At 70.3% G+C, this 23,172-nt stretch carries 21 protein-coding genes; 7 read left to right on the plus strand and 14 right to left on the minus strand.

Annotated features, from left to right (window positions below; translation table 11 throughout):
* Nucleotide 1 precedes the first annotated feature (1 nt).
* Nucleotides 2-1,102, minus strand: coding sequence for a TIM barrel protein (locus PLE19_04405; GenBank protein HPD14163.1), 1,101 nt, complete (start codon nt 1,100-1,102; stop codon nt 2-4).
* Nucleotides 1,103-1,118: 16 nt separating this feature from the next.
* Nucleotides 1,119-2,339: a right-handed parallel beta-helix repeat-containing protein gene (locus PLE19_04410; protein HPD14164.1), complete on the minus strand. Its 1,221-nt coding sequence runs from the start codon at nt 2,337-2,339 to the stop codon at nt 1,119-1,121.
* 188 nt (nt 2,340-2,527) lie between these two features.
* On the opposite strand from PLE19_04410, the gene buk reads away from it, so the two are divergent.
* The 3 genes from buk to PLE19_04425 all read left to right on the plus strand — a co-directional run bounded on the left by buk (nt 2,528) and on the right by PLE19_04425 (nt 6,251).
* Nucleotides 2,528-4,615 (plus strand): butyrate kinase, encoded by a 2,088-nt coding sequence (gene buk / locus PLE19_04415; GenBank protein HPD14165.1) that lies wholly within the window; start codon nt 2,528-2,530, stop codon nt 4,613-4,615.
* A gap of 125 nt (nt 4,616-4,740) precedes the next feature.
* On the plus strand, nt 4,741-5,229 hold the full coding sequence (locus tag PLE19_04420) for a hypothetical protein (protein ID HPD14166.1): 489 nt from the start codon (nt 4,741-4,743) through the stop codon (nt 5,227-5,229).
* Entirely contained in the window at nt 5,229-6,251 is a 1,023-nt protein-coding gene (locus PLE19_04425) for an alpha/beta hydrolase family protein (GenBank protein HPD14167.1), read from the plus strand. Before PLE19_04420 ends, PLE19_04425 begins: the two co-directional genes overlap by 1 nt.
* Here the strand turns inward: PLE19_04425 and PLE19_04430 are convergent.
* The 6 genes from PLE19_04430 to PLE19_04455 form a co-directional block, all read right to left on the minus strand.
* The gene (locus tag PLE19_04430) at nt 6,240-7,622 is read right to left on the minus strand and encodes a dihydrolipoamide acetyltransferase family protein (GenBank protein HPD14168.1); all 1,383 of its coding nucleotides are present in this window, start codon (nt 7,620-7,622) and stop codon (nt 6,240-6,242) included. The two genes, PLE19_04425 and PLE19_04430, sit on opposite strands and share 12 nt — an antisense overlap.
* Nucleotides 7,619-8,509, minus strand: coding sequence for an NAD(P)H-hydrate dehydratase (locus tag PLE19_04435; GenBank protein ID HPD14169.1), 891 nt, complete (start codon nt 8,507-8,509; stop codon nt 7,619-7,621). The genes PLE19_04430 and PLE19_04435 overlap by 4 nt, the downstream gene beginning before the upstream one ends.
* A 14-nt stretch (nt 8,510-8,523) precedes the next feature.
* On the minus strand, nt 8,524-9,162 hold the full coding sequence (locus PLE19_04440; GenBank protein HPD14170.1) for a bifunctional 4-hydroxy-2-oxoglutarate aldolase/2-dehydro-3-deoxy-phosphogluconate aldolase: 639 nt from the start codon (nt 9,160-9,162) through the stop codon (nt 8,524-8,526).
* Nucleotides 9,141-9,935: a nickel pincer cofactor biosynthesis protein LarB gene (gene larB, locus PLE19_04445; protein HPD14171.1), complete on the minus strand. Its 795-nt coding sequence runs from the start codon at nt 9,933-9,935 to the stop codon at nt 9,141-9,143. Before larB ends, PLE19_04440 begins: the two co-directional genes overlap by 22 nt.
* Nucleotides 9,935-10,981 carry a tRNA (adenosine(37)-N6)-threonylcarbamoyltransferase complex transferase subunit TsaD gene (gene tsaD / locus PLE19_04450; protein HPD14172.1) on the minus strand — a complete coding sequence of 349 codons (1,047 nt, stop codon included), beginning with the start codon at nt 10,979-10,981 and terminating at the stop codon, nt 9,935-9,937. Before tsaD ends, larB begins: the two co-directional genes overlap by 1 nt.
* Before the next feature lie 105 nt (nt 10,982-11,086).
* Complete coding sequence (locus PLE19_04455) at nt 11,087-12,418, minus strand: S41 family peptidase (protein ID HPD14173.1); 1,332 nt, start codon at nt 12,416-12,418, stop codon at nt 11,087-11,089.
* 983 nt (nt 12,419-13,401) lie between these two features.
* Between PLE19_04455 and PLE19_04460 the strand changes: the two genes are divergently transcribed.
* Genes PLE19_04460 through ruvX form a run of 3 tightly spaced genes read left to right on the plus strand, consistent with a single transcriptional unit; the run spans nt 13,402 to nt 15,735 of the window.
* Nucleotides 13,402-14,208, plus strand: a complete 807-nt coding sequence (locus tag PLE19_04460) for a biotin--[acetyl-CoA-carboxylase] ligase (protein ID HPD14174.1) — start codon at nt 13,402-13,404, stop codon at nt 14,206-14,208.
* 11 nt (nt 14,209-14,219) lie between these two features.
* Nucleotides 14,220-15,302, plus strand: coding sequence for a mannose-1-phosphate guanylyltransferase (locus PLE19_04465; GenBank protein ID HPD14175.1), 1,083 nt, complete (start codon nt 14,220-14,222; stop codon nt 15,300-15,302).
* Between the two features lie 10 nt (nt 15,303-15,312).
* The gene (ruvX, locus tag PLE19_04470; GenBank protein HPD14176.1) at nt 15,313-15,735 is read left to right on the plus strand and encodes a Holliday junction resolvase RuvX; all 423 of its coding nucleotides are present in this window, start codon (nt 15,313-15,315) and stop codon (nt 15,733-15,735) included.
* Here ruvX and PLE19_04475 read toward each other — a convergent pair.
* From PLE19_04475 to lpxK, 6 genes are read right to left on the minus strand one after another with little or no spacing between them, the layout of a single operon-like run.
* A complete protein-coding gene (locus PLE19_04475; protein HPD14177.1) occupies nt 15,716-16,993 on the minus strand; it encodes an MFS transporter in 1,278 nt (425 codons plus the stop codon). The genes ruvX and PLE19_04475 overlap by 20 nt on opposite strands.
* Before the next feature lie 13 nt (nt 16,994-17,006).
* Complete coding sequence (gene waaF, locus PLE19_04480; GenBank protein ID HPD14178.1) at nt 17,007-18,059, minus strand: lipopolysaccharide heptosyltransferase II; 1,053 nt, start codon at nt 18,057-18,059, stop codon at nt 17,007-17,009.
* Nucleotides 18,056-18,634 (minus strand): D-sedoheptulose 7-phosphate isomerase, encoded by a 579-nt coding sequence (locus tag PLE19_04485; protein ID HPD14179.1) that lies wholly within the window; start codon nt 18,632-18,634, stop codon nt 18,056-18,058. Before PLE19_04485 ends, waaF begins: the two co-directional genes overlap by 4 nt.
* A complete protein-coding gene (locus tag PLE19_04490; protein HPD14180.1) occupies nt 18,631-20,127 on the minus strand; it encodes a bifunctional heptose 7-phosphate kinase/heptose 1-phosphate adenyltransferase in 1,497 nt (498 codons plus the stop codon). Before PLE19_04490 ends, PLE19_04485 begins: the two co-directional genes overlap by 4 nt.
* Nucleotides 20,124-21,104, minus strand: a complete 981-nt coding sequence (locus tag PLE19_04495) for a lysophospholipid acyltransferase family protein (protein ID HPD14181.1) — start codon at nt 21,102-21,104, stop codon at nt 20,124-20,126. The genes PLE19_04490 and PLE19_04495 overlap by 4 nt, the downstream gene beginning before the upstream one ends.
* 12 nt (nt 21,105-21,116) lie before the next feature.
* Nucleotides 21,117-22,181: a tetraacyldisaccharide 4'-kinase gene (lpxK, locus tag PLE19_04500; GenBank protein HPD14182.1), complete on the minus strand. Its 1,065-nt coding sequence runs from the start codon at nt 22,179-22,181 to the stop codon at nt 21,117-21,119.
* A 178-nt stretch (nt 22,182-22,359) separates the two neighbouring features.
* Between lpxK and hisS the strand changes: the two genes are divergently transcribed.
* On the plus strand, nt 22,360-23,172 hold an 813-nt coding region (gene hisS, locus PLE19_04505; protein ID HPD14183.1), incomplete at its 3' end, for a histidine--tRNA ligase.

A 23,172-nucleotide genomic window follows, 5' to 3' on the forward strand; every position in this document is an offset into this window, starting at 1 on the left:
CTCACCTCCTCGCCTCGGCCAGGATCAGCTCCAGCTCGCCGCGGTGCTTGTGGGGCTCGAAATAGCAGTCGAGCACCCGTTCGTGCGGCAGGCGGTTGATGCGGTCGTTCATGATGCGCAGGACGCGGCAGTTGATTTCCACGGCCTTCTCAACGGGCATCCGCTCGGGGTTGATGTCGAAGCAGAAGTACCCCCGATAGCCGATCATCTTGAGGGTGTAGAGCAACGCCTCGGTCTGCTCCCAACCCACGACGCCCACGTTGAGGTCCTGGTCGTAGTTGCCGAGGGGCTGGCTGTTCCAGTGGGTGTTCCCCAGGCGTCCCTCGCGCGCGCAGCGGGCGAAGGCGTAGGGCACATCCTCGAAGCCCATGCACACGTGGCCGATTTCGGGCTGCATGACGAGCATCCTATGCCCCTCAGCGAGCCGGCGCTTATTCTCGGGGTGAGTCAGCCGGGCCTCGATGTCGTGGCAGGCGAGCAGGCCGTCGGCCGTGGTGCGCAGGATGTTGTTCGGCGCCGGCTCGTAGGGCTTCGGCTCGATCGCCACGCGCACCCCCGGCACCTCGTCCATCGCCGAGGCCACGGCCTCCTCAAACGTGTCCCACATCGTGTAGAAGGGCGTGCCGAGCGAGTAGGTGTAGCCGTCAATCCCTGGCCAGATGCCCACGTGGTCGGCCTCGGCAGCCCGGACGAACTTCAGCGCCTGGACCACTCTCTCGCGGGCCTTCTCGCGATTGGCCCTGATGGGGTTCGAGAGCGAGCCGAACTCAAAGTCCTTGTCGTAGAAGATGAACGGCCCGATGTTGGTGAGGCGGATGCCCGTCTCCCTCTCGAGCTTCTTGTAGAGGTGGAGGTTCTCCTCGTTGGCCTCGGTGGGATAGTGGGCTTCGATGCCGGCCACCCCCCACTTCGCCCACTCGGCCGCCATCGCGATGCGGTCCTCGAGCGCAATATCGGGCGCGTAGCGCTCGTGGAACCGCCCCCCGCCGGGCGCGAAATACCAGATGCCGACCGCGAACTTCAGGTCCAGCTCAAACGTCTGGAGGTGCTTGAGCAACTCCTCGCGCGAGCGCCGCTTCGTCTGATACCGCAGGTCTTGCACGCTGCCACTCCTTTCATCACTTGGCCTGGGGTCCCGTATCCTGAGCCTTGCCGAACGCCCAGGGGGCGAACTCGGCGCCGACGAGATCGAACTGCGTCGCGGCGCGCGGCGAGCCCGCCCCGTAGTCCAGGTCGCGGCCGGTTGTGACCCGATCGTCCTGAACGACGAGGCCAGGGTCCTGGCCGACCACCGGGTCGCGCTCGGGGGCCGGCAGCGACGGCTGGCTGCGGGCCGGCCGGTCCTCGCAGTACCACCAGTTGTTCTCGAAGCGGAACGTCGCCGGCGAGGTGCGGGAGCCGATGTTGGCTACGTCGCGCAGGTCGCGCGCGCGCCACACGACCAGGTTGCGGCCGAAGGCGCCATTTCGCGATGGCACGAACTGCTCGCCCCGGCTCTCCTGGAGGATACGCAGGACGAAGGCCGTGGGCCGGTAGATCGTGTTGAAGGCGGCCAGGCACTCGTCGCTGCCCACGAACGCGATGGGCGCCATCGAGCCGATGAAGGTGTTGCCGATGGCGGCAATGCGTCTGGCCTCGTAGCCGGGCGACGGCGGCCTGAAGAACTGGGCGCCCGTGGAGCCGCCCATGTTGATCGCCCGCTGTCCCGCGTGGAGGAAGCGGCAGCGATAGACCACCACGTCGCAACTCCCGCCCTTGGCCTGGATGCCGCTGGCGCCGCTGCCGGTGTGGCGGAGCGTGCAGTCCACGAAGAGCCCGCGGTGGCAGCCGACCATGTCCACCCCCGAGCCCCCCGCGCCCCATCGCTCGACGGTGCAGCGCCGGACCAGGAAATCGTCCACGCCCGACAGCTTGATCCCGTCGCAGTTGCCGCGCGGCCCCACGTCGCGCACCGTCAGGTCCTCGAGCAGAATGTGGTGCGAGGGCGCGGTGATCGTGCCGCCGTCGTCAATGTTCAGGCCGTTCAGTCGGGCGCCCGCCAGAACCAGGCCGCGCAGGACCACGAAGCTCACGGAAGACAGGTGGAGGCACCCCCCGGCCCCCACGAACACGGGGGGCTTCGCCGGGTCAGCGGCGGCGATGACGATGGGCTGCTCGGCCGTGCCGTGGAGGTGGGCCGCGCTGAAGTAGCCGCGGTAGTCTCCCGGCTCCACCAGGATCGTGGAGCCCGGCTTCGCGCGGCCCAGCGCCTCACGCAAGGCATCGGGGGTCGAGACCCGCACGGCCTCGCCGGCCGCGGCCACGCCGAACATGAGGGCCAGTGCCGCCCATGCCTTCATCGCGCACCTCACAACAAGAACCACCGCGCGGATTCTATGCGATCCCCCGCGTGCGTTCAAGGCGCGGGAACGGTTGACAGGCTCGGATGCCATCTGTACAGTAGGCGCCGGCTCGCACATCCCTTTCCGGCCACAAGAAGGCAGGGGGTCTTGTGTCTTCAACTCCGCGTGGCGATCGGCGCCGCCCGATGGCGCTCGAGGCCGTGAGCGATCTGGTGCTGATCGCGGGCCACATCCGGCCCAAGACCATCCTCATCGCCGGCGGCGACCGTGAGGACGATCTGCGTCTCGTGGAATCGGCGCGCGACCATGCCATCGTCGAGCGCTGCATCCTGGTCGGCGACGAGACGGCGATCCGCCGCGCGGCGCACGCGATCGGCGTCGCGGTGGCCGACGACGACATCCTGGCCACCGCCAGCCCCGAGGAGACGGCCGCCCGCACGGTGGACCGCATGCAGCAGGGCGGCGTGGACATCATCCTCAAGGGCAACATCTCCACGCCCATCCTCAACCGCGCGATGATGCGCATCGTGGTGCGCAACACGATCAGCCTCGTCACGATGTTCGATGCGGCGCCCATCGCCAACGGCCGGCCCATGCTGCTCACCGACCCCGGCGTCACCACCGTGTGCAGCTTCGGCCGCATGGTCGGCCTCATCGAGAACGCGGTGGACGTGGCCCGCGCGATCATGGGCATCGAGCGCCCCCGCGTGGCCGTGCTCTCGGCGAACGAGAAGGTGATCGACTCGCTGCCCTCGACCAAGATGGCCGATGCCCTGGCGCACCGTCACTGGGACAACGCGGTCGTCTACGGCCCGCTGTCGTTCGATCTCGCCGTGGACCCCGGCTCCGTGGGCATCAAGGGCCTCCCCGCGCACGGCGCGGCCCTCGAGGTTGCCGGCCAGGCCGACGTCCTCGTGTGCCCGAACATCGAATCGGCCAACGTGCTCTACAAGGTCATCATGCAGATGGTCGGCTACGGCCTCGGCACGTTCGCGGGCATCACGGTCGGCGTGCAGGTGCCCTACGTCATCCTGTCGCGGGCCGACAACGTGGAGACGAAGCTCCAGTCGCTCGCCCTGTGCAGCATCGCGGCGGAGCGGATGGACATGCGCCACCGCGCAGCCCCGCCGCCGCGTCCCCTCGTTTCGGCCACCCCGACGAGGCCCTTCCGCGTCTTTGTGCTGAACCCGGGGGCCACCTCCACCAAGATCGCGCTCTTCGAGGGCCAGAAGTGCCTCCGCTCAGCCGAGGTCCAGCACGAGGCCCCGCCCGAGCCCGCGCGCGATCTTCAGTCGGAGGCCCGGCGACGCGACGCCGTGGTCCGCGACTTCCTGAGCCGCCACGACATCCGCGAGCTGAACGCGATCGTGGCGCGCGGCGGCCTGCTGCCGCGCCCGGCCGGCAAGCTGCCCGGCGGCACCTACGTGATCGCCGAGGTGCGCGACGGGCAGGTCGTCGTGGACGAAGGGCTCGTGCACGCGATCACACAGACCCCCGAGGGCCTCCACGCATCGAATCTCGGCATCCCGATGGCGGCCGAGCTGGCCCGCGAGTTCGGCGTGCCCGCGTTCGTGGTGGACCCCGTGGTCGTGGACGAGTTCAGCCCCGAGGCAGAGGTCTCCGGCTACGCGCCCATCGTGCGTCGCAGCGTGGCGCACGTCCTGAGCGTCCGGTCGGCGGCGGTCCGCATGGCCGAGAAGACCGGGGCGCACATCGAGCATGCCAACTACGTGGTCGCGCACCTCGGCAGCGGCATCACCATCGCGGCCGTGCGCGGCGGGCGGATCGTGGACAACACCATCGCCCTTCTGGGCGAAGGCCCGTTCACTCCGCAGCGCGCGGGCACGCTGCCGCTCAAGGACCTCATCGAGCTGTGCTACAGCGGGCGGTTCACCAAGGAGGAACTCTACGAGGAGCTCACCCAGCGCGGGGGGCTCCACTCGTACCTGGGCGACCACCGCATGGAGGAGATCGAGAAACGCATCCAGGCGGGAGACGAGCGCGCGCGCCTCGTCGTCGAGGCCATGGTCTACCAGATCGCCAAGAACATCGGGGCCATGGCCGTGGCCGTGGGGCCCGACTGCGAGGCCGCGATCCTGACCGGCGGCCTGGCCCGGTCCGAGCTCATCGTGCGTTCGCTCAAGAACCGCCTGAGCCACCTCCTGCCCGTCCTGGTGCTCCGCGAGACGCCGGAGATGGAGGAGATGGCCATGGGCGCCTGCCGCGTGCTGGCGGGGCAGGAACAGGCCCGCCGCTACGTGCCGCCCGGGTAGCCCCGAGCAGCGGGCCATGGGCCTTCGGAGCAGCGGCATCACGGGACTTCAGGCGCGGCGCTCGCGGCTCGAAGCGTGCACCGTTGCTGCCTTCCACCTCTCGGGCTTCGCAGAGGATCGCACAAATGGCTCAGGAGCAAGAGAAGAAGCATTGGGTGTTCCGCGTGGGCCTGGCGGACCGGGCCGGGGCGCTCACCAGCATCGCGTCGGCGTTCTCGAACCGCGGCATCTCGATTGACACCGTGGTCGGCCACGGGGCCGCCTACACCACGCGGCACGACGGCACCGTGGTGGTGACCTTCTGGTGCACCGAGGCCGAGAAGGACGAGATCGTGCGGGTGGTCAAGCGCCTGACCAAGGTGACCACGCTCGAGGAGCATCCGTACGACTCCGAGACCTTGCGCAAGAGCGCCCTGCTCCACACCACGCGCCGCCTGTCGCCGCACGACGTGGCCGGCCGCGAGGCCTTCATCACCTGCGAATTGATGAAGCAGGAGCGCGGAATCTACACGTACTTCGTCGCCGGCTCGCCCAGCGAACTCGACCCCATCCTCGCCCGCTTCGCCGGAGAGGGCATTCTCCAGGACGTCGTTTACTCGGTCGTGGGGCTCTGATGAGGCGCTTCCTCCCCCTCTGCCTGATCCTGGCCGCTTGGGCCTGCGCCCGCGTGCGCCCGATGGGCGGCACCATCCACTGCGGCCGCTCGCTCGAGACGCTCAGCGACCCGGACCCCAGGGTCCACGAGCATCTTCAGCGCTACAACTTCCCCCCCGACCCGTTTCCGTGGCAAATGGAGCGCACCGCCGCGGCCGACACCCACGTGGTCTACCACGTCACCTTCCCCTCGCCGCGGCGCTACGAGATGCCCGAATGCAACACCGTCCACGCCGAGTACTACGTGCCCGCGCAGCAGAAGGGCAAAGCGCCGGGCGTGGTGGTGCTGGATATCCTGGACGGGAGTTTCGTGGTGGCGCGCATGGTCGCGCGGCATTTCGCCTCGGCCGGCATCCCGAGCCTCATCGTCAAGATGCCCTACTACGGCGAGCGGCGGGCTGCGGGCACCTCGCTCTACCGCACCTTCGTCGGCAAGCCGGAACGCATGTTGGAAGCCATCGAGGGCACCGTGGCCGACGTCCGCCGCGCCGCCTGCTGGCTCCAGCAGCAGCCCGAGGTGGACCCGAGGCGAATCGGCCTCATCGGCGTGAGCCTCGGCGGAATCATCGGGGCGCTCGCCGTCGCCGTGGACCCGCGCTTCGACCGCAACGTGCTGGTGCTGGCCGGCGGCGACCCAGTGGACATTCTCTGGCACGCGCCCGAGACTGAGGACGTGCGCGACCGCCTCATGGAGCTGGGCTACACGCTCGAGCGGCTCCGGGAGGAATCGCAGGCCATAGACCCGGTCACCTTCGGCAAGCGAGTCAACCCCCGGCAGGTGCTGATGATCAACGCCTCGGCGGACACGACCGTGCTGCGCCGCAACACGCTGGCCCTCTGGGAGGCGTTCGGCAGGCCGGCGATCCAGTGGTACCCCGCCGGCCACTATAGCATCAGCCTCTTCATCCCCGCCATCCTGCCCACGGCCGCCCAGTTCGTGATGAGCGCGCCGGTGCAGCCGACGCGGCGCTCACGCGAGTGACTTCGGCGCTTCCAGCAACTCCTTCACCTTCTGGAGGAACTGGGCGCCGATCACGCCGTCCACCAGGCGATGGTCGCAGGCGAGCACGAGCGTGGTCATCTGGCGGATGGCGATGCCGTCGTCAATCACCACGGGCCGCTTGGCGATGCGGCCGATGCCCAGGATCGCCGCCTCGCCAGGGTTGATGATCGGGATCACGCTGTCCACGCCGAACATCCCCAGGTTCGACAGGGTCAGGCAACCGCCCTCGTAGTCGTCGGGCGTGAGTCGCTTGTGGCGGGCCTTGGCGATGAGGGCCTCGCTGGCCGCGGCGATCTCGAGCAACGACTTGCTCTCGCAGCCGCGCACCACGGGCACGATGAGGCCCCCCTCAAGCCCCACGGCGATGCCGATGTTCACCTCGTCGCGGTAGAGCAGCGCGCCGTCGGCCCACGCGCAGTTCATCGCGGGCACCTCGGCGAAGGCGAGCGTGCAGGCGCGGAGGATGAAGTCGTTGAACGAGACCTTGCGGCCGCTCGACGCCTGAAGCTGGGCGCGGAAAGCCACGAGGGCCGTCATGTCGGCGTCCATCGTGAGGTAGAAGTGCGGGATGGTGGCCTTGCTGAGGGTCATGCGCTGGGCCACCACGCGGCGCATGGCCGTGAGCGGCACGCGGCGGCGGCCGGCCGCGGGCGCCTTCTCGACGTCGGCGGCCATGATCCGCCCGTCGGCGCCGCTGCCCTTCACGCGCGTGAGGTCCACGCCGCGTTGATGGGCGATCTCGCGCGCCGTGGGCGACACGCGAAGCTGCGCCACACGCGCCGCATAGGCCAGCACGTCGGCTTCCACGATGCGCCCGTTGGGCCCGGAGCCGCGCAGCACCTGGAGCGGCACGCGTTCTTCGCCCGCCACACGGCGGGCGCGGGGCGAGATGAACACCCGATCGGAAACGGGGGGAGCCGCCTCGACGACGGGGGCCGCCGCCATCGGAGCGGGCGCAGGGGCAGGCATCGCGGCCGGCGCGACGGGCGCCGGGCGCGGCTCGGCCGGCTTCGCGGCGGGAGCGGGCGCCGCGGCGGGCGCCTTGACCGCGGCCGCCGCCGCCTGGGCCGTGGCGAGGGCACGCGTCACCATCTCGTCGGTCACCACGTCGGCGGCGTCGCCGATGAGGGCGATGACGGCGTTGCAGGGCACCGTGGCGCCCTGGCCGTAGAGGAGTTTCTTCACCACGCCGGCATAGAAGGATTCGACCTCGAGGGCCGCCTTGTCGGTGTTGATCTCCAGGAGCACATCGCCCTTCTGAACGCTGTCGCCCTCGCGGACGCGCCAGGCTTCGATGGAGGCCTCCTCCATCGTCTGGCCGAGCTTGGGCATGACGACTTCGCGGATCATCCGGAACTCCTCTTGGGATTCCACGCGCGGCCGCAGGCTTCGCAGAAGGCCGCGCCGATGTGGGCCAGGATGTCGGTGGCCGTGAGGGCCTGTTCGCCGGTCCTCTCGACGGCCAGGTCGCCGGCGAGGCCGTGCAGGCTCACGCCGAGGTACGCAGCGGAATACGGCGGCAGGCCCTGGGCGAGCAGGGCGGCGATCATGCCGGTGAGCACGTCTCCCGTGCCGCCGGTGGCCATGCCCGGGTTGCCCGACCAGCTCACGTACTGCTGGCGCCCGTCGCTCACCACCGTGCGGTGCCCCTTGAGCACCGTGATGACGGAGTGCTCGCGCGCGAAGCGGAGGGCCACTTCGCTGCGACTCGCCTGCACGGCGCTCGTCGCCAAGCCGGTCAGGCGCGCCATTTCGCCCGGGTGGGGGGTGATGATGACGGGCGCCGAGGCGGCATCGAGCACCTCGGCACAGCCCTCGAGCGCGTTGAGGCCGTCGGCATCGAGTACCAGCGGCTTGCCGAGCGAGCGGATGAGCGCGTGGACAAGCTTCTGGGTCGAGCGGTGGCGGCCGATGCCCGGCCCGAGGGCCACCACGTCGCACCGCGCGGCGAAGCGGAGCATGTCGGGCAGCGCGCCCAGGGCGAAGGCCCCGCCCGGGACTTCGCGGAACGGGTGGGTCATGCAGGCGGTGAGCTTGGCCGCCACGACGGGCAGCAGCGAGGCGGGCACGCCGAGCGTCACCAGGCCCGCCCCACTGCGCAGGGCGGCCTCGGCGGCGAGGCAGGCGGCGCCGGCGAAGCCCGTGGAGCCGGCCAGCACCAGAACGTGGCCGAACTGCCCCTTGTGGGCGTCTGCGGGGCGGACGAGTCGCTCGATGTCCTGGCCGATGTCGAACACACCGGGCTCCTGGGTCACGCGCTGGCGACGGCCGCGACGAACTGCCTCGCGGTCTGGGTGATCAGTGCATAGTTGCCGCTGGCCAGGGCGTCCTTGCGCACGAGGTTGGAGCCGACGCCGAGCGCCACGGCTCCCGCCTTGAGCCACTCGGCGGCGTTCGCCACGTCCACGCCGCCCGTGGGCATGATGGGCACCTCAGGCAGCGGGGCGCGCACCGCCTTGAGGTACGGGATGCCGCCCAGCTCGGCGGGGAAGAGCTTCACGCAGTCGGCGCCCGCGTGCCAGGCCGCGGCGATCTCGGTGGGGGTGAAGGCGCCGGGCATCACGGCCACGTCGCGCTCGGCGCACAGGCGGATCACATCGAGGTTCGTGTTGGGCGCCACGAGGTAGCGCGCCCCGGCCTCGATGGCCTCGGTGGCCCGCTGCGTGTCGGTCACTGTGCCCGCGCCCAGGACCACCTGGCCGGCATAGGCCCTCTTCACGATCGCGATCACCTCGGGGGCCTTGGGCACGGTGAAGGTGATCTCGATGCAGCACACGCCGCCCTCGAGCAGCGCGTCCACCACGGGCCGCACCTGGTCGGTGGTGCTGCGCACGACGGCGACGATCCGGTGCTTGCGGACCCACGACATCACTTCGGTGCGCTGGGACAAGGGGAGCTCCTTCCCGGGCTGGGGAGGTTGGTGTGGTTGATCAGCGAGGCCACGTAGCCCGCTCCGAAGCCGTTGTCAATGTTCACCACGCAGACGCTGGAGGCGCAGCTATTGAGCATGGCGAGCAGCGCGGCGAGGCCGCCGAAGCTGGCGCCGTAGCCGATGCTCGTGGGCACGGCGATGACGGGCCGCCGCGCGAGGCCGCCCACCACGCTGGCCAGCGCGCCCTCCATGCCGGCCACCACGATCAGCACGTTGGCGTCGAAAACGTGGTCGGCGCGCTGGAGCAGGCGATGGATGCCGGCGACGCCGACGTCGTACAGCTTCGCCACGCGGTTGCCGAGCACCTCGGCGGTGACACGCGCCTCCTCGGCCACGGGGATGTCGCTGGTGCCGGCGCTGACGACCAGGATGTTGCCGGGCGGCGGCTCCTTGGGCTTGCGGCCGCACACGATGGCGCGGGCGGCCTCGTGGTACTCCGCCTCGGGGCACACGCCGCGGACGGCCTCGAAGATGGCCGGCTCGGCCCGCGTGGCGAGCACTTCGCAGCCCTCGGCGAGGAGGCGTTGGGCGATGGCGGCCACTTGCGCGGGAGTCTTGCCCGGGCAGAAGACGACCTCGGGCACCCCGCAGCGCAGGGCGCGGTGAGTGTCCACGTTGGCGAAGCCCAGGTCCTGGAACGGCAGCCGGCGGATGCGGTCGAGAGCCGCCTCGGGGTCCACCTGGCCCGCCTGAACCTGCGTCAGGAGTTCGCGGAGCGCCTGCACGTTCATCAGCCGGTTTTCCCTTTCCTGAGCGAGCGCGAGAAGGGCAGATAGGGGGTGGGGGCCACATCGAGCCCGGCCTGTCGCCCCGCGGCGATCAGATGGGCGCCGAGGCCGGCCACCATGGCGGCATTGTCGGTGCACAGAGCCGGGGGCGCGAAGCGGAGTTTGAGGCCGACCTTGCCCGCTTCCTCGGCCAGGCGGGTGCGCAGGCGTGAGTTGCAGGCCACGCCGCCGCCGGCCACCAGCGTGCTCACGCCGCGCGAGAGGGCGGCCCGCACGCTCTTCTCGACCAACACGTCCACCACGGCCTCCTGGAACGAGGCCGCGACGTCGGCCACGGTGTCGGGCGGCAGGGGCGCTTGGCCGCGGCCGCGCACGTTCTGGCCGTAGCACTGGTAGAGCACGGCGGTCTTGAGGCCGCTGAAGCTGAAGTCGAACGAGCCGGGCTCGAGCCGTGTGCGGGGAAAAGCCACGGCCCCGGGGTTGCCGCCTCTGGCCGCCCGGTCAATGGCGGGTCCGCCGGGGTAGGAGAGGCCGAGGACGGCGGCGGCCTTGTCGAATGCCTCGCCGGCCGCGTCGTCGGTGGTCGTGCCGATCACGTCGGTGTCAATGGGGCTCTCGGCGTGGAGCAGAATCGTGTGGCCTCCCGAGGCGATGAGACCGACGAGCGGGTACTCGAGCGGCTCCACGAGGGCGGGCGCATAGAGGTGGGCCTCGAGGTGGTTCACGGCGGCGAGCGGCACGCCGAGGAGCCAGCTCAGCGTCTTGGCGGCCGCGACGCCGATCAGCAGCGCGCCGATGAGACCGGGGCAGGTGGTCACCGCCACCGCGTCGAGCGAGCCGAGGGCCGCCCCCGCGCGCTGGAGGGCCTGTTCGATGGTGGGCACGACGGCCTCCACGTGGGCCCGGCAGGCGATCTCAGGCACCACGCCGCCGTACTTCGCGTGCAGGTGCTCCTGGGAGGCGACGACGCTGCTCAACACGCGCGTGCCGTCCTCGACCACTGCCGCCGCCGTCTCGTCGCAGGACGTTTCGATGCCGAGGACACGCATGGGGGAACCTGGCGCGTGGAGACCCTGGGGTGGCGGCCGCGGAGACGCGCGGGCCGGGCCTCGGAGCTCGTGCCCGGCGAGCGGGCAGCGGACTCAGAAACGACCTTAGCGCCTCTGGACGACCATGATCGCCTTCAGCGCATCCACGGCCCGCACGAGGGCAGTATCCACAAATTCCTTCTTCTCGCCCTCCTTACGGGCGTCGGGCTTCATCTCGCCCTCTTCGAGGGGAGGCTGGACCTCGGGCTTCGGCGGCTTCGCGCCGTTGTTGGTCTCGCTCACCCGCTCGTCGCGGAAGTGCTCGCTGAGGCCGAGTTCGTCTTCCACCGTCATCTTCACCTCGAGGTCGGGGTGAATGCCCCAGGGTTCGTTCTCCTTGGCGTCAATCTCGCGGTGGATCAGGCGGCCGGCGGGCGTGTAGTAGCGGGCCGTGGTGAGGCGCAGCTTGCAGCCGCCCTCGAGCGACAGGATGCTCTGCACGGAGGCCTTGCCGTAGGAGCGCTGGCCGACGATGATCCCGCGATGGTGGTCCTGGATGGCGCCCGCCACGATCTCGGAGCCGCTGGCGCTGAAGTTCGACACCAGCACGGCCAGGGGGAAGTTCGGGAAGGTGCCCTCCTTCTGCGCGTCGAACTGGTGCGAGGTGTCGGGGCTGCGGCCCTTGGTGGACACGATGACGCCCTTCTCGATGAAGAGGTCGGCCACGCCCACGGCGCTGTCGAGCAGGCCGCCGGGGTTGCGCCGCAGGTCCAGCACCATGGCCTGCATCCCATCGGCCAGCAGCTTCTTGACGGCCTGGGTCAGCTCGTCCACCGTGGTGCGCTGGAAGTTGTTGATGCGCACGTAGCCCACCTTGGCCCCGGGGTCCACCATCCGCACGGCGCGGACGCTCTTGACCTTGATGATGTCGCGCGTGATCGTGAGCGTCTCACGCTTGCCCGTGAGCTGGTGCACCACGGTGATGGTGACCTTGGTGCCCGGCTTGCCGCGCAGGCGCTTCACGGCGTCCATCAAGGTCATGTTGTACGTGTTGTGTCCCTCGATCTCCACGATGCGGTCGCCGGGCAGGACGCCCGCCTTCATTGCCGGCGTGTCCTCGAGCGGCGTGATCACGGTGAGGATGCGGTTCTGGTCAACCGTGATCTCGATGCCCAGGCCGCCGAACTCGCCCTCGGTGTCCACCTCGAGCTGCTCGACGTCCTCGCGGGTCATGAACTGGCTGTAGGGGTCGAGCTCGGCGAGCATGCCCTTGAAGGCGCCGTAGAAGAGCTTCGAGTCGTCCACCGGCACCACGTAGTTGCGCTTCACCTGTTCGAGCACGGTGACAAAGGTCTTGAAGTTCGCGTAGCTCTCCTCGCGCTTCTCGGCGCCTGGCGCCACCTTGAGAACGAGGAGGAAGGCCACGAGCACCAGCAGGACGATTTCGCGCGCGCGCATTCGTGCGCTCCTGATTTCCGGCGGATGGCTGCGATGCCACGGCTTATGGCCGCCGCCTGTGTACATGAGAAACCCGGCGGCCAACGGTGGCCGCCCCGCGCCATTATATGAGGTTGCGTGCGGGCGGTCAAGGTTCGCGCGGAGCGCTGACCGGGGCAGCGGTTCAGGCCAGGCCCGGTCCCATGCTGTATCCCCCCCTGAGAGGAGAAGTGATTCAGCATGGCCGGAAGGCCGTGGAAGCCTCCGGATCGCCAAAGCGCCCATGCTGAATCACCCGGGGGAGTGATACAGCATGAGGGACGCGGCCAGAAAGGCGGCGGATGCCCCAAACGCCATGCTCTGGGCGGCCGCGAGACCGCGGCAATGGGCGGGGCAGGCGGGGGCAGGGTATCGGAGCCGTCGGGCCTGTCGGCCTTGTCAGACCGGTTGGACTTGTCGGACTGGTCGGACTTGTCGGACTCTTCCGAGTTGTCCGAGGTGTCTGAATCGTTCGATTCGCGTCGGGGCTGAAGGGCTCGGCGGTCGGCAGGCTGCACGATCCCGTGCAGCCTGCTGCACGGCTTCGGCCAGCGGGCCAGGCGCAGAGCCACCGCCGCAATGGGGGCATGTTCGCATAACTATAGATTTGCCAGTTTCTTACGTCAGATCGGTCTTCGCAGAGCCTTCCGTGGCACACAGGTTGCTTCTTAGACATCCGTCAACTCTGGGGAGATTGACAAGTCGGCGTCAACGACAACAGGAGGAGGGCGTGAAACGGTTGTTACCACGCCGTGCCGCCCGTCCCCTCCCGTGGCGTGGGTAGCAATCGCTTGCCACTCCTGTTGCCACAACGCCGACCTCGACAAGGCGAAAGGATCGCTGCCAGTGAGTGGTCCTTTCGCCTTCTATTATGGCCCGCTCTTCGCCCCCAGTTGCGTGCCTGCGGCTGATCCGCTAGAATCCCCGGCAGCAGGGCTGTTCCGCGCGAATCCGAGGGCCGCCGAATGCTGGACGCTGAGGCGATTCGGGCATCGCTGGATAACGGGTGGGCGCAGGCCGAGCTGCGGGTGCTGGGCAGCGTGAGCTCCACCAGCGACATCGCGTGGGCCTGGGCCGACGCCGGGTGCGCGGAGGGCACCGCGGTGTTCGCCGAGGAGCAGGTGCAGGGCCGCGGCCGGTTCGGCAGGGCCTGGCTGAGTCCCAGGGGCCGGGGGCTCCTGATGTCGTTCGTGCTCCGGCCCGAGACGGGCGACATCGGCCCCGCGCACATCACGGCGTTGGCCGCGGTGGCCGTGGCGGAGGCCATCGAGGCCGAGGCGGGCCTTGCCGCGGGCATCCGCTGGCCGAACGACGTGGTGCTCGCCGGCCGCAAGGTGGCCGGCATCCTCACGGAGTGCCGCGGCGCCAGGGTGGCCCCGTGCGTCGTGGGCATCGGCATCAACGTGAACACGCTGCGCGGCGAGCTTCCCGAGGAGATCCGCCCGACGGCTACCAGCCTGGCGATCGAGGCCGGCAGGCCGTTCGCCCGCGAGGCGGTCGCAGGCGCGGTGTTGCGTCGCGTGGGCGTGCACTACCGCGAGGCGCTGGCGGGCCGCTGGGCCGGCGTCGCCGAGCAATGGGCGCGGCGGGCCGCCCTGCTGGGCCAGGCGGTCCGCGTGCAGACCCAGCGGAGCAGCCACGAGGGGCGCCTGGTCGCCAGCGACCCCCTGCTGGGCGTCGAGCTCGAGTTCCCCGGCGGCGAACGCCGGGCCTTCCGGGCCGAGGAGGCCCTCCGCGTGCTGCCGCTCGCCGCAGGCGCGGGTTCTGATTGAAGGAGTGAGGCATGCTCCACGCCGTCATCATGGCGGGCGGCAGCGGCAGGCGCTTCTGGCCCGAGAGCCGACGCAACCGCCCCAAGCAGGTGCTGCCCATCGTCGGCAGCCGCCCGATGATCGCTGAAACGCTGCGGCGCCTCGAGGGCCTGGTGCCCGTCGAGCGCACGACCATCGTCACCCACGAGTCGCAGGCGGCCCCGATCCTCGAGTGCCTGGGCGTGGGGCCGTTGCCGCGCGTCCTCGCCGAGCCGTTCGGCCGGGACACTGCCGCCTGCATCGGGCTGGCCGCCGTGCACGTGCGGCGCGACGACCCCGACGGCATCATGCTCGCGATGCCGGCCGACCAGGTGATCGAGCCGGCCGCCCGGTTCCAAGAGGTGATGCTCGCGGCGGCCGAGGTGGCGGCGGGCCAGGATGCCCTCGTCACCTGCGGCATCCGGCCGCGGCACCCCGCCACCGGCTATGGCTACATTCATCGCGGGGCGCGCGTGGCGGAGGCCCGAGGCATCCCGGTCTACGAGGTCCAGCGTTTCCGCGAGAAGCCGGCCCGAGCCGTGGCCGAGGAGTACCTGGCCTCGGGCGACTACTATTGGAACAGCGGCATCTTCTGCTGGCGCGCGAGCACGATCCTGGACGCCTTGCGGCGCTTCACGCCGCGGCTGCACGCGGCCCTCGAGCGCATCGGGGGCGCCATCGCCACCCCCAACGCCGCCACCGTGCTGCGCGAGGCCTATGAGCCGCTCGAGCGCATCTCCATTGACTATGCGGTGCTCGAGCGCGCCGAGAAGATTCGCGTGATCGAGGCGGACTTCGAGTGGGCGGACGTTGGCTCGTGGGACTCCGTGCTTCGGCTCCGCGGCGCGGAGGCCGATGAGAACGGCAACATCCTCTCGGGCTGCTGCGCGGTGATTGACGTGGCCAACTCGCTCATCCTGGGAGATGCCGACCACCTGCTTGGCGTCGTGGGCCTCGAAGGCGTGGTGATCGTCCGCACGCCGGACGCCACGCTCGTCTGCTCGCGGCGCAGCGCCGAGGAGGTGAAGCAGCTCGTGGACGCCATCGAGAACAGGCGGCTCACCCGCTATCTCTAGGGACTTGAGTATGCGCCTGCTGGGGATTGACTACGGCGACCGGCGCATCGGCCTGGCCATCGGCGACACCGACGTGGGGATCGCCATGGGCCTCCCCACGCTCGAGCGCCCCTCCCCCGCTACCGACGTCACCGAGCCCCTGCGACGCATCTGCCGCGAGCAGGGCATCCAGCGCATCATCGTCGGCTTGCCGGTGAACATGGACAGCACGCACGGCGAACGGGCGCGCCTGTCGCTCGCGTTCGTGCAGAGCCTGCGCAACGCCCTGGGGATCGAGGTGGAAGCGTACGACGAGCGCCTGACCACCCAACAGGCCGACCGCGCGATGCTCGAGGGGAACCTCTCGCGGAAGAAGCGCCAGGCTCGCGTGGACCGCCTGGCCGCCCAGCTTCTGCTTCAGAGCTATCTCGATGCTATGCGGGGGCCGAAGTAGCCCGCTCGGCCCGCGAGGCGGCCAGGAAGGCCATGCCCAGCGCCAGCGGCGCCAGCAGACTCAACAGGGCCACGCGGTAGCCCGCCCAGTCGGCCATTGCCGCAAAGAGCGTGCAGCCGAACACCGAGAGCTTCTGCGTCACGCCGTAGAGGCCGAAGAACTCGCCCACCTGCTCGGGCGGCGCCACGTCGAGCACGAACTTGCGTCCCGCCACCCACACGCCGGCCAGCCCGCCGCTGCCGAAGACCAGGATCGTGGGGATCACCACCCACGGCTCGCGGGTCGCCGCGGCCACAACGATGCAGAGGCCCAGGCTGCCCGTGGCGGCCAGGAGCGCGCGTTTCGAGCCGAGGCGATCGGTGAGCCATCCCATGCCCATCCCCAGCACGAACGCGCTCACGCTCATCCCCACCAGCACGCCCAGCGACCCCCTCTCGGTGTAGCCGGCCCCCTTCATCAGATACGACCGCGTCCACATGATCAGCGCGTTCACCACGTCGGTGCACAGGAAGTTGCCGACGAAGAAACAGAGCACGGGGCGGACGTGCCAGAGCCGCCGCAGCGTGCGGCCCAGGCCGCGGAACTGCTCGGCCACCATCTGCCGCGTCACACGCGCCTTGTCGGCGGGCGGCGGGGCGTGCACGTAGAGGAAGGCCGGCAACGAGCTCGCAAAAAATGCCACTCCCGCGACAACGAACGCCGTGCGCATCGCGCCCGTGGCGCCCACGGCGAACTGCGCGATGGGCAGAGCGATGACGACGCCCAGGTAGCCCAGCCCCACCCCGAGGCCCGACACGCGCCCCTGGCGCTCGGGCGAAGCCACGACAGGCAGCAGGCAGTCGTAGAAGACGAGCGACGCCTGGTAAGCCAGGTTCGCGATGCCGAAGCACGCGAGCGCGGCCACCAGCACCAGGCCCGGCGCCGGCGAGCCGGCCGCCGCGTCGTAGAGCCGGTCGTTCGCCACCACGCCAATCGCCGCCGCCGCCCCGCAGCACGCGAGCGTGAACCAGAAGAGGTAGCGTTTCGCTCGCCCCGTGCGGTCGGCCACGGCCCCCGCGATGGGCACGAACAGCCCGGCGGCGATCATGGAAAGTGTCTGCGCGATGCCCGTGTAGAGGTCGCGCCCCGCCAGCCTGGCCATGAAGACGGGGAAGAACGCGGTCACCACTACCGCCGAGTAGATCGTGTTCGCGAAGTCGTACATCGCCCAACTGAAGATGGGCAAGGGGCGGTCCCTGGGGCAGGGCTGGGGAGCCATGGAGCGCGGCACCTCAGGGGGGAAGCTGGCCGAAGCGCCCGCTCAGCAGCCGGTCCGCGGCGGCGAGCACCAGGTCGGGCGTGATGAGCGTCATGCACCGGTGGTCGGTGGCGCACACCTTCTTCTGGCAGGGGCCGCAGTCCACCTTCACCTGCACGATGGCCTGCTTCTCCAGGTTCACGTTGGTGTAGAGGGGGCTGGTGGAACCCATGATGCACACCACCGGCACGTCGAAGGCCACGGCGTAGTGGCGCGCGCCCGTGTCGTTGGTCACCAGCAGCGAGCAGCGGCGCACGAGCGGCTTGAGCACATCCAGGTCCAGTTCCCCGGGTTCGGGCAGGATCGGCCTGTGCGCCATCGCGCCGGCGATCGTCTCGAGGATGGGCCGCTCGGCGGGCGAGCCAAAGAGGATGATGCGGAAGCCCCTGGCCGCCAGCGCATCGGCCACGACGACGAAGCGGTCGGCGGGCCAGAGCTTCGACGAACCGAAGGCGCCGCCGGGGTTCATCCCGATGAGGCGGGCGTCGGGGCCGACCTGGTGCCTGGCCAGCAGCGCGTCGCCGCGGGCCTGGCACTCGGGCGTGATGAACAGCTCCTCGCGCTGGGTGAGGCCCTGGCAGCCGAGGTGCTGGCAGAGCGTGAGGTAGTAGTCCACCATGTTGCGGGGCACGAAGCGCCCCTTGCTGTCGCGCGGCGGGGCGATGGGCGCGCTGAGCAGGGGGCCGCGACGGCGGCGGTCGTAGCCGATGCGGTAGCCCACGCCGCCCAGCCAGGCCTCGAGCGCCGTGCGGAATGAGTTGGGCAGGATCACGCCCAGGTCGAAGCGCCCCGCTCGCAGCCGGCGCGTGAGCGCCCAGAAGCGGCCCAGGCCGCGGTCCTCGGTGGCGATCACCTCGTCGAACCAGGGCGAGCCGGCGAGGATGGGCCTGACGTAGGGTCGCAGCACGACGGCCAGATGGGCGGCGGGGTAGTTCTCGCGGAGCGCGCGAAAGGTCGGCGTGGCCATCACCACGTCGCCCACCCAGTTGGGGGCGCGGACGACGATGCGTTGGGCTTCGACCTTCACGGGCAGAGGAGTTCCTCGACGAATCGGCAGAGGGTGTGGCCGGCCGCGGCGTGGCACTCCTGCACGGTGGGCGTGTCGGGGCCGGGGGCCTGGATGCAGACGTCGCACGCGGCGGCCATGGCGCCCCCGGTCGCGCCCGCGAAGCCGATGACGCGCATCTCGAGCCGCCTGGCCGTCTCGATGGCCTTGAGCACGTTGGGGGAGTTGCCGCTGGTGGAGTACGCGAGCAGCACGTCGCCCGGGCGGCCGAGGCCCTCCACCTGGCGGGCGAAGATCGTCTCGAAGCCGTAGTCATTGGCCACGGCGGTCATCACCGAGGTGTCGGTGGTGAGTGCGATGGCGTGGAAAGCGGGGCGCTCGCGCCGGAAACGCCCGACCAGTTCGCCCGCGATGTGCTGGGCGTCGGCCGCGCTGCCGCCGTTGCCGCACAGCAGCACCTTGCCGCCCGAGCGCAGGCAGGCCGCCACGATCTCCACGGCCCGCGCAATGTCGCCCGCCGCCTGCTCGGCGAACCGCTTCTTGGCCTCGGCGCTGGCCAGCACCGCCTCTCGCACACGCTGCACCAGGTCGCTCATCCGTCGCTCCGTCCGTGGGCATCCAGGATCTTCCGCACGATGCGGCTGGTGGAGTGATAGTGGGACATGGGGGCGCGCTCGATGCGGCCGCCATAGCCTTCCACAATCTCCCAGCCCACCACTTCCTCCTTGCTCTTGTAGTCGCCGCCCTTCACCAAAATGTCGGGCTGGAGGAGCTGGAGGAGGGGCCGCGGCGTGTCCTCGGGGAACACAGCCACGTAGTCCACGTGGTGCACGGCCGAGAGCAGCTCGACGCGTTCGGCCTCGGTGAGCACGGGGCGGCTGGGGCCTTTGAGGCGGCGGATCGACTCGTCGCTGTTCGTGGCCACGATCAGCACGTCGCCCAGGCTCTTCGAGTGGCGCAGCAGCGAGATGTGGTTGGCGTTGAGCAGGTCGAAGCAGCCGTTGGTGAAAACGATGGTGCGGCCCTGGCTCTTGAGGGTGCGGACGATCTGGGCGAGTTCCTCACGGCTGCGCAGCTTGGTGGGCGCGGAGCCGCCGGCGCGCTCGAGGTCGGCCACCCGGTGCATCTCGGCCGCGATCTCCTCGCGCGAGAGGGGCACCACGCCGATCTTGGCGACCTCCAGGCCGCCCGCGAGGTTGGCCGCCTCGACCGCCTCGTCCCACGAGCCGCCGGCGCCGAGCACGAGGCCGAGCACGCTCAGCACCATGTCGCCCGCGCCGGTGATGTCGTACAGCTCCCGCGCCCTGGCGGGGAACTTGCGGGGCCTCTGGCCGCCGCGGTAGAGGGCGATGCCGTCGCGGTCCATCGTCACCACGCAGGCTTCCAGCTCGAGGCGCCGCAGCAGGCGCCGCCCGATTCTGTCCACCTCCGAGCGCCCGACGTTCAGGCCGGCGGCCTCGGCCGCCTCGACGAAGTTGGGCGAGATCGCCGAGCAGCCGCGATAGCGGCCGGGGTCCACACCGCGGGCGGGGTCCACAAGCACCCGTTTGCCGGCACGCCGGCATCGGGCGATCAGGGGCGCGAGGAGTTCGAGCGTGAGCACGCCCTTGTTGTAGTCGGGCAGCAACACGATATCGGCCTGGCGCAGCGCGGGGGCGATGGCGGCCAGCAGCCGCCGGGCCGCGGGGCCGGGCAACGGCGAGGCGTCCTCGTGGTCCACCCGCAACACCTGTTGGCCGCGGGCGAGGAAGCGGGTCTTGACCGTGGTCGGGCGGTCGGCCAGGGGCACGACGGCCTCCAGGCTGACGCCGCGCCGCTCCATCCGCTCGCGCAGGCGGTCCGCGGCGGCATCGGCGCCGAGGGCGGTGGCGAAGGCCACCCGGGCTCCCAGCACGGCCAGGTTCACGGCCACGCTGCCCGCGCCGCCGCACCGTTCCTCTTCGCGCTCCACCTTGAGCACCTGGATCGGGGCCTCGGGCGAGATGCGGTCCACGCTGCCCCACACGTAGCGGTCAAGCATCAGATCGCCCACGACCAGCACCCGTGGCTGGCCGATCGCGGCGAACTTGCGGGCAAGGTCGGGCGTCACTCGAGGTCACTCCCTTCCGAATCAGCGCCCCCGTCGTCGTCCTCGGGCGCCTCCGCTCCCGCCCCTGGGGCCTCTCCTGGGGGGCGTTTGCGCCAGCGCGAGTGGAGCCAGAACCACTGGTCGGGGTGCTTTCGCACGAACTCCTCGATTCGCTGGGTGAACATCGCCGTGTTGGCCACCACGTCGGCCTTGTGGTCCCCCGTGCGGATCAACTCGAAGGGCGGATCGCAATGGAAGCAATGGAAGAGCCGGTGCCCCTCTCGGTACGTGTAGCCGGCCAGCACCGGCACATCGAGCTTGAGGGCGAGGCTGGCCGGGCTGGGCACGGTGGAGGCCAGCTTGCCGAAGAAGGGCACGAAGACGCCGCCCTTGCGCTGATTCTGGTCGATCAGCATAGCCACGCAGCCGCCGGCGCGCAAGTGGCTGAGCACCTGCCGCAGCGCCCCCTGGCGGCCGATGACCTTGAGGCCGCCCTCCTCGCGGAAGCGCCGGGCCCGCTCCTCGACGAGGCGGTTCGACAGGGTGCGGGCCACCACCAGGGCCGAGCCGGCCGTGTGGCCGAGGGCGCGGCCCGCCAGCTCCCAGTTGCCGAAGTGGCCGGTCACCACGATGGCGCCCTTGCCCCTGGCGAGGGCCGCCCGCAGGTGCTCGGCCCCCTCGACCCGCGAGAAGTCGGTCAGCTTCATCTTCCGCAGGATCTTGGGCAGCATGAGGTCTTCGACGAAGTTGGTGCAGACGTTGCGGTAGACGCGGCGGACCAGCGCCCGCGCCTCCTCGGGGCTCAGCCCAAGGGCCCAGGCGGCGTTCTCCTCGGCCACGCGCCGGTGGCCGCGGTCGGCCAGCCGCGTGAGCGCGCCCAGGACACGCCCCAGCCCCAGGTGCGCGCCGATCGGCAGCAGGCGCACGAGCCGCTCGACGCCGACCATGTACAGGTACTCGGCGTATTCGCGGACCCGGCTGCGGCGTTTGACCGACACGGTGGCGGCCTCTCAATCGGCCCGGAGGGCGCGCTCGATGGCCTCGACCAGCAGATCGCGCCCGCTTTGTACGGCGAACTCCACGGCGAGCACATCCAGCGCGGGCCCGCCCGCGGGGAACGCGGCGATCTTCACGGCGTCCTTCTCCGTCGTCACCACGGCCTCTGCTCCGGCCCGCTCGGCCTGGCGGGCGAGGGCATCGAGTTCCGCCGCGGTGTACAGGTGGTGGTCACGAAACGGCTCATGGTGCAGCAGTTCGGCGCCCAGGGTCTTCAACGTTCTGGGGAACGCCTCGGGATTCCCCAGGGCGCTGAAGGCGAACACCTTGCGCCCTCGCACCCAGGCGAGCGGCCTCACCTCGCGCGTGCCGTGGCGGCGGAAGCTCATGGGCCGATGCTCGGCCCGCACGATGGGGCATCCGGGGGCCAGCTCGCGCACTCGGAGGGCCACGCTGCTCACCTCGGCCTCCGTGGCAAGGTCGCAACGGGTCAGCACCACCAGATCGGCGCGGCGGAGGCCCGCGAGCGGCTCACGTAGCAGGCCGCGAGGCAGCAGGTAGCCATAGCCGAAGGGCAGCAGGGCATCCACCAGCACGATATCCAGGTCGCGCCCCAGCGCCACGTGCTGGAAGCCATCGTCCAGCACGAGGCATTCGGCTTTGTGCTCGGCGATGGCGCGCAGGCCGTTGGCATAGCGGTTGGCGCCGACCAGGTGGGGCACCTCGGGCAGACGCTGCCGGAAGAGCAGCGTCTCGTCGCTCTCGCCGCCGCGGGCCTTCTCCCCGTAGCCGCGGCTGAGGATGGCGACCTTGACCCCACGCTCCTGGAGCCACTGCCCCAGCCAGGCCACGAACGGCGTCTTGCCCGTGCCGCCGGCGGTGAGGTTGCCCACGCTGATCACGCAGGCATCGAGGTCGCGGCACATCAGGAGGCCCCAGTCGTAGAGGGCTTTCCTCGTGGCGCAGCCGAGGCGATACGCCGTCGCGAGCACGCTGAGGCCCGCCCGCACCAATGCCCCGCGCAGCCCGCCGCGGCGGCCGCTCACGTAGTCCAGGTAGCACGCGAGGGATTTCGACATAGGCTTCCTACTGGCCTGGGGTATTCTAGCAGGGCCTCGCCGTGCCTGTCAAAAGGCGACGCCCGGAGGCCCGAATTGATTTGACTTTCGGCCTTGCGAACCCTATACTTTGGGTTTCCACGAGGGCGAGGCTTCGAGCCGAAGCCACGCCCTCTTGCTGTTTGGCCAGGCGAGTGCGATGGACGTCAAGGCCCCTCTCGGCACCGAGGACATCCTGCCCGAACAGGCCGCCGCGTGGCAGCGCGTCGAGGCCGCGGCCCGCGCGCTCTTCGCCCGCTACGGCTACGGCGAAATCCGCACCCCCATTTTCGAGGCCACCCGCCTCTTCGTCCGCTCCATCGGCGAGACGACCGACATCGTCGAAAAGGAGATGTACACGCTGGGCGAGGGCGAAGACAGCCTGACTCTGCGCCCCGAGGCCACGGCGCCTGTCGTGCGCGCCTACCTCGAGCACAGCCTGCACAAGTCCAGGGCATTCCAGAAGCTTTATTATATCGGCCCGATGTTCCGCCACGAGCGCCCGCAGGCGGGGCGCAAACGCCAGTTCCACCAGATCGGCGTCGAGGCCATCGGCGCGACCGACCCGCTGCTCGACGCCGAGGTGATCGCGCTCGCCTGCCACCTGCTCGACGAGCTGGGCATCGGCGGCTACCGCGTGCGCCTGAATGCCATCGGCACGCCGGCCTCGCGCGGCGGGTACCGCGACCTCATCAAGGCCGCGTTGTCGGCCCAACAGGACCGGCTGTGCCCCGACTGCCGCCGGCGCCTCGACCGCAACGTGTTCCGCGTGCTGGACTGCAAGAACGAGGGCTGCATCGGCCTCAGCCGAAGCCTGCCGAGCATTCTCGACCATCTGCCGCAGGAGGAGCGGGCGCACTTCGACCGCGTGGCCGAGGCCCTGCGCTCGGCGGGCGTGCCGTTCGAGGCCGACCCGTTCCTCGTGCGCGGCTTCGACTATTACACGGGCGCGGTCTTCGAGATCACCCACCGC

The organism is Planctomycetota bacterium (genome assembly GCA_035384565.1).
In the GTDB taxonomy this organism is placed as follows: Bacteria; Planctomycetota; PUPC01; order DSUN01; family DSUN01; genus DAOOIT01.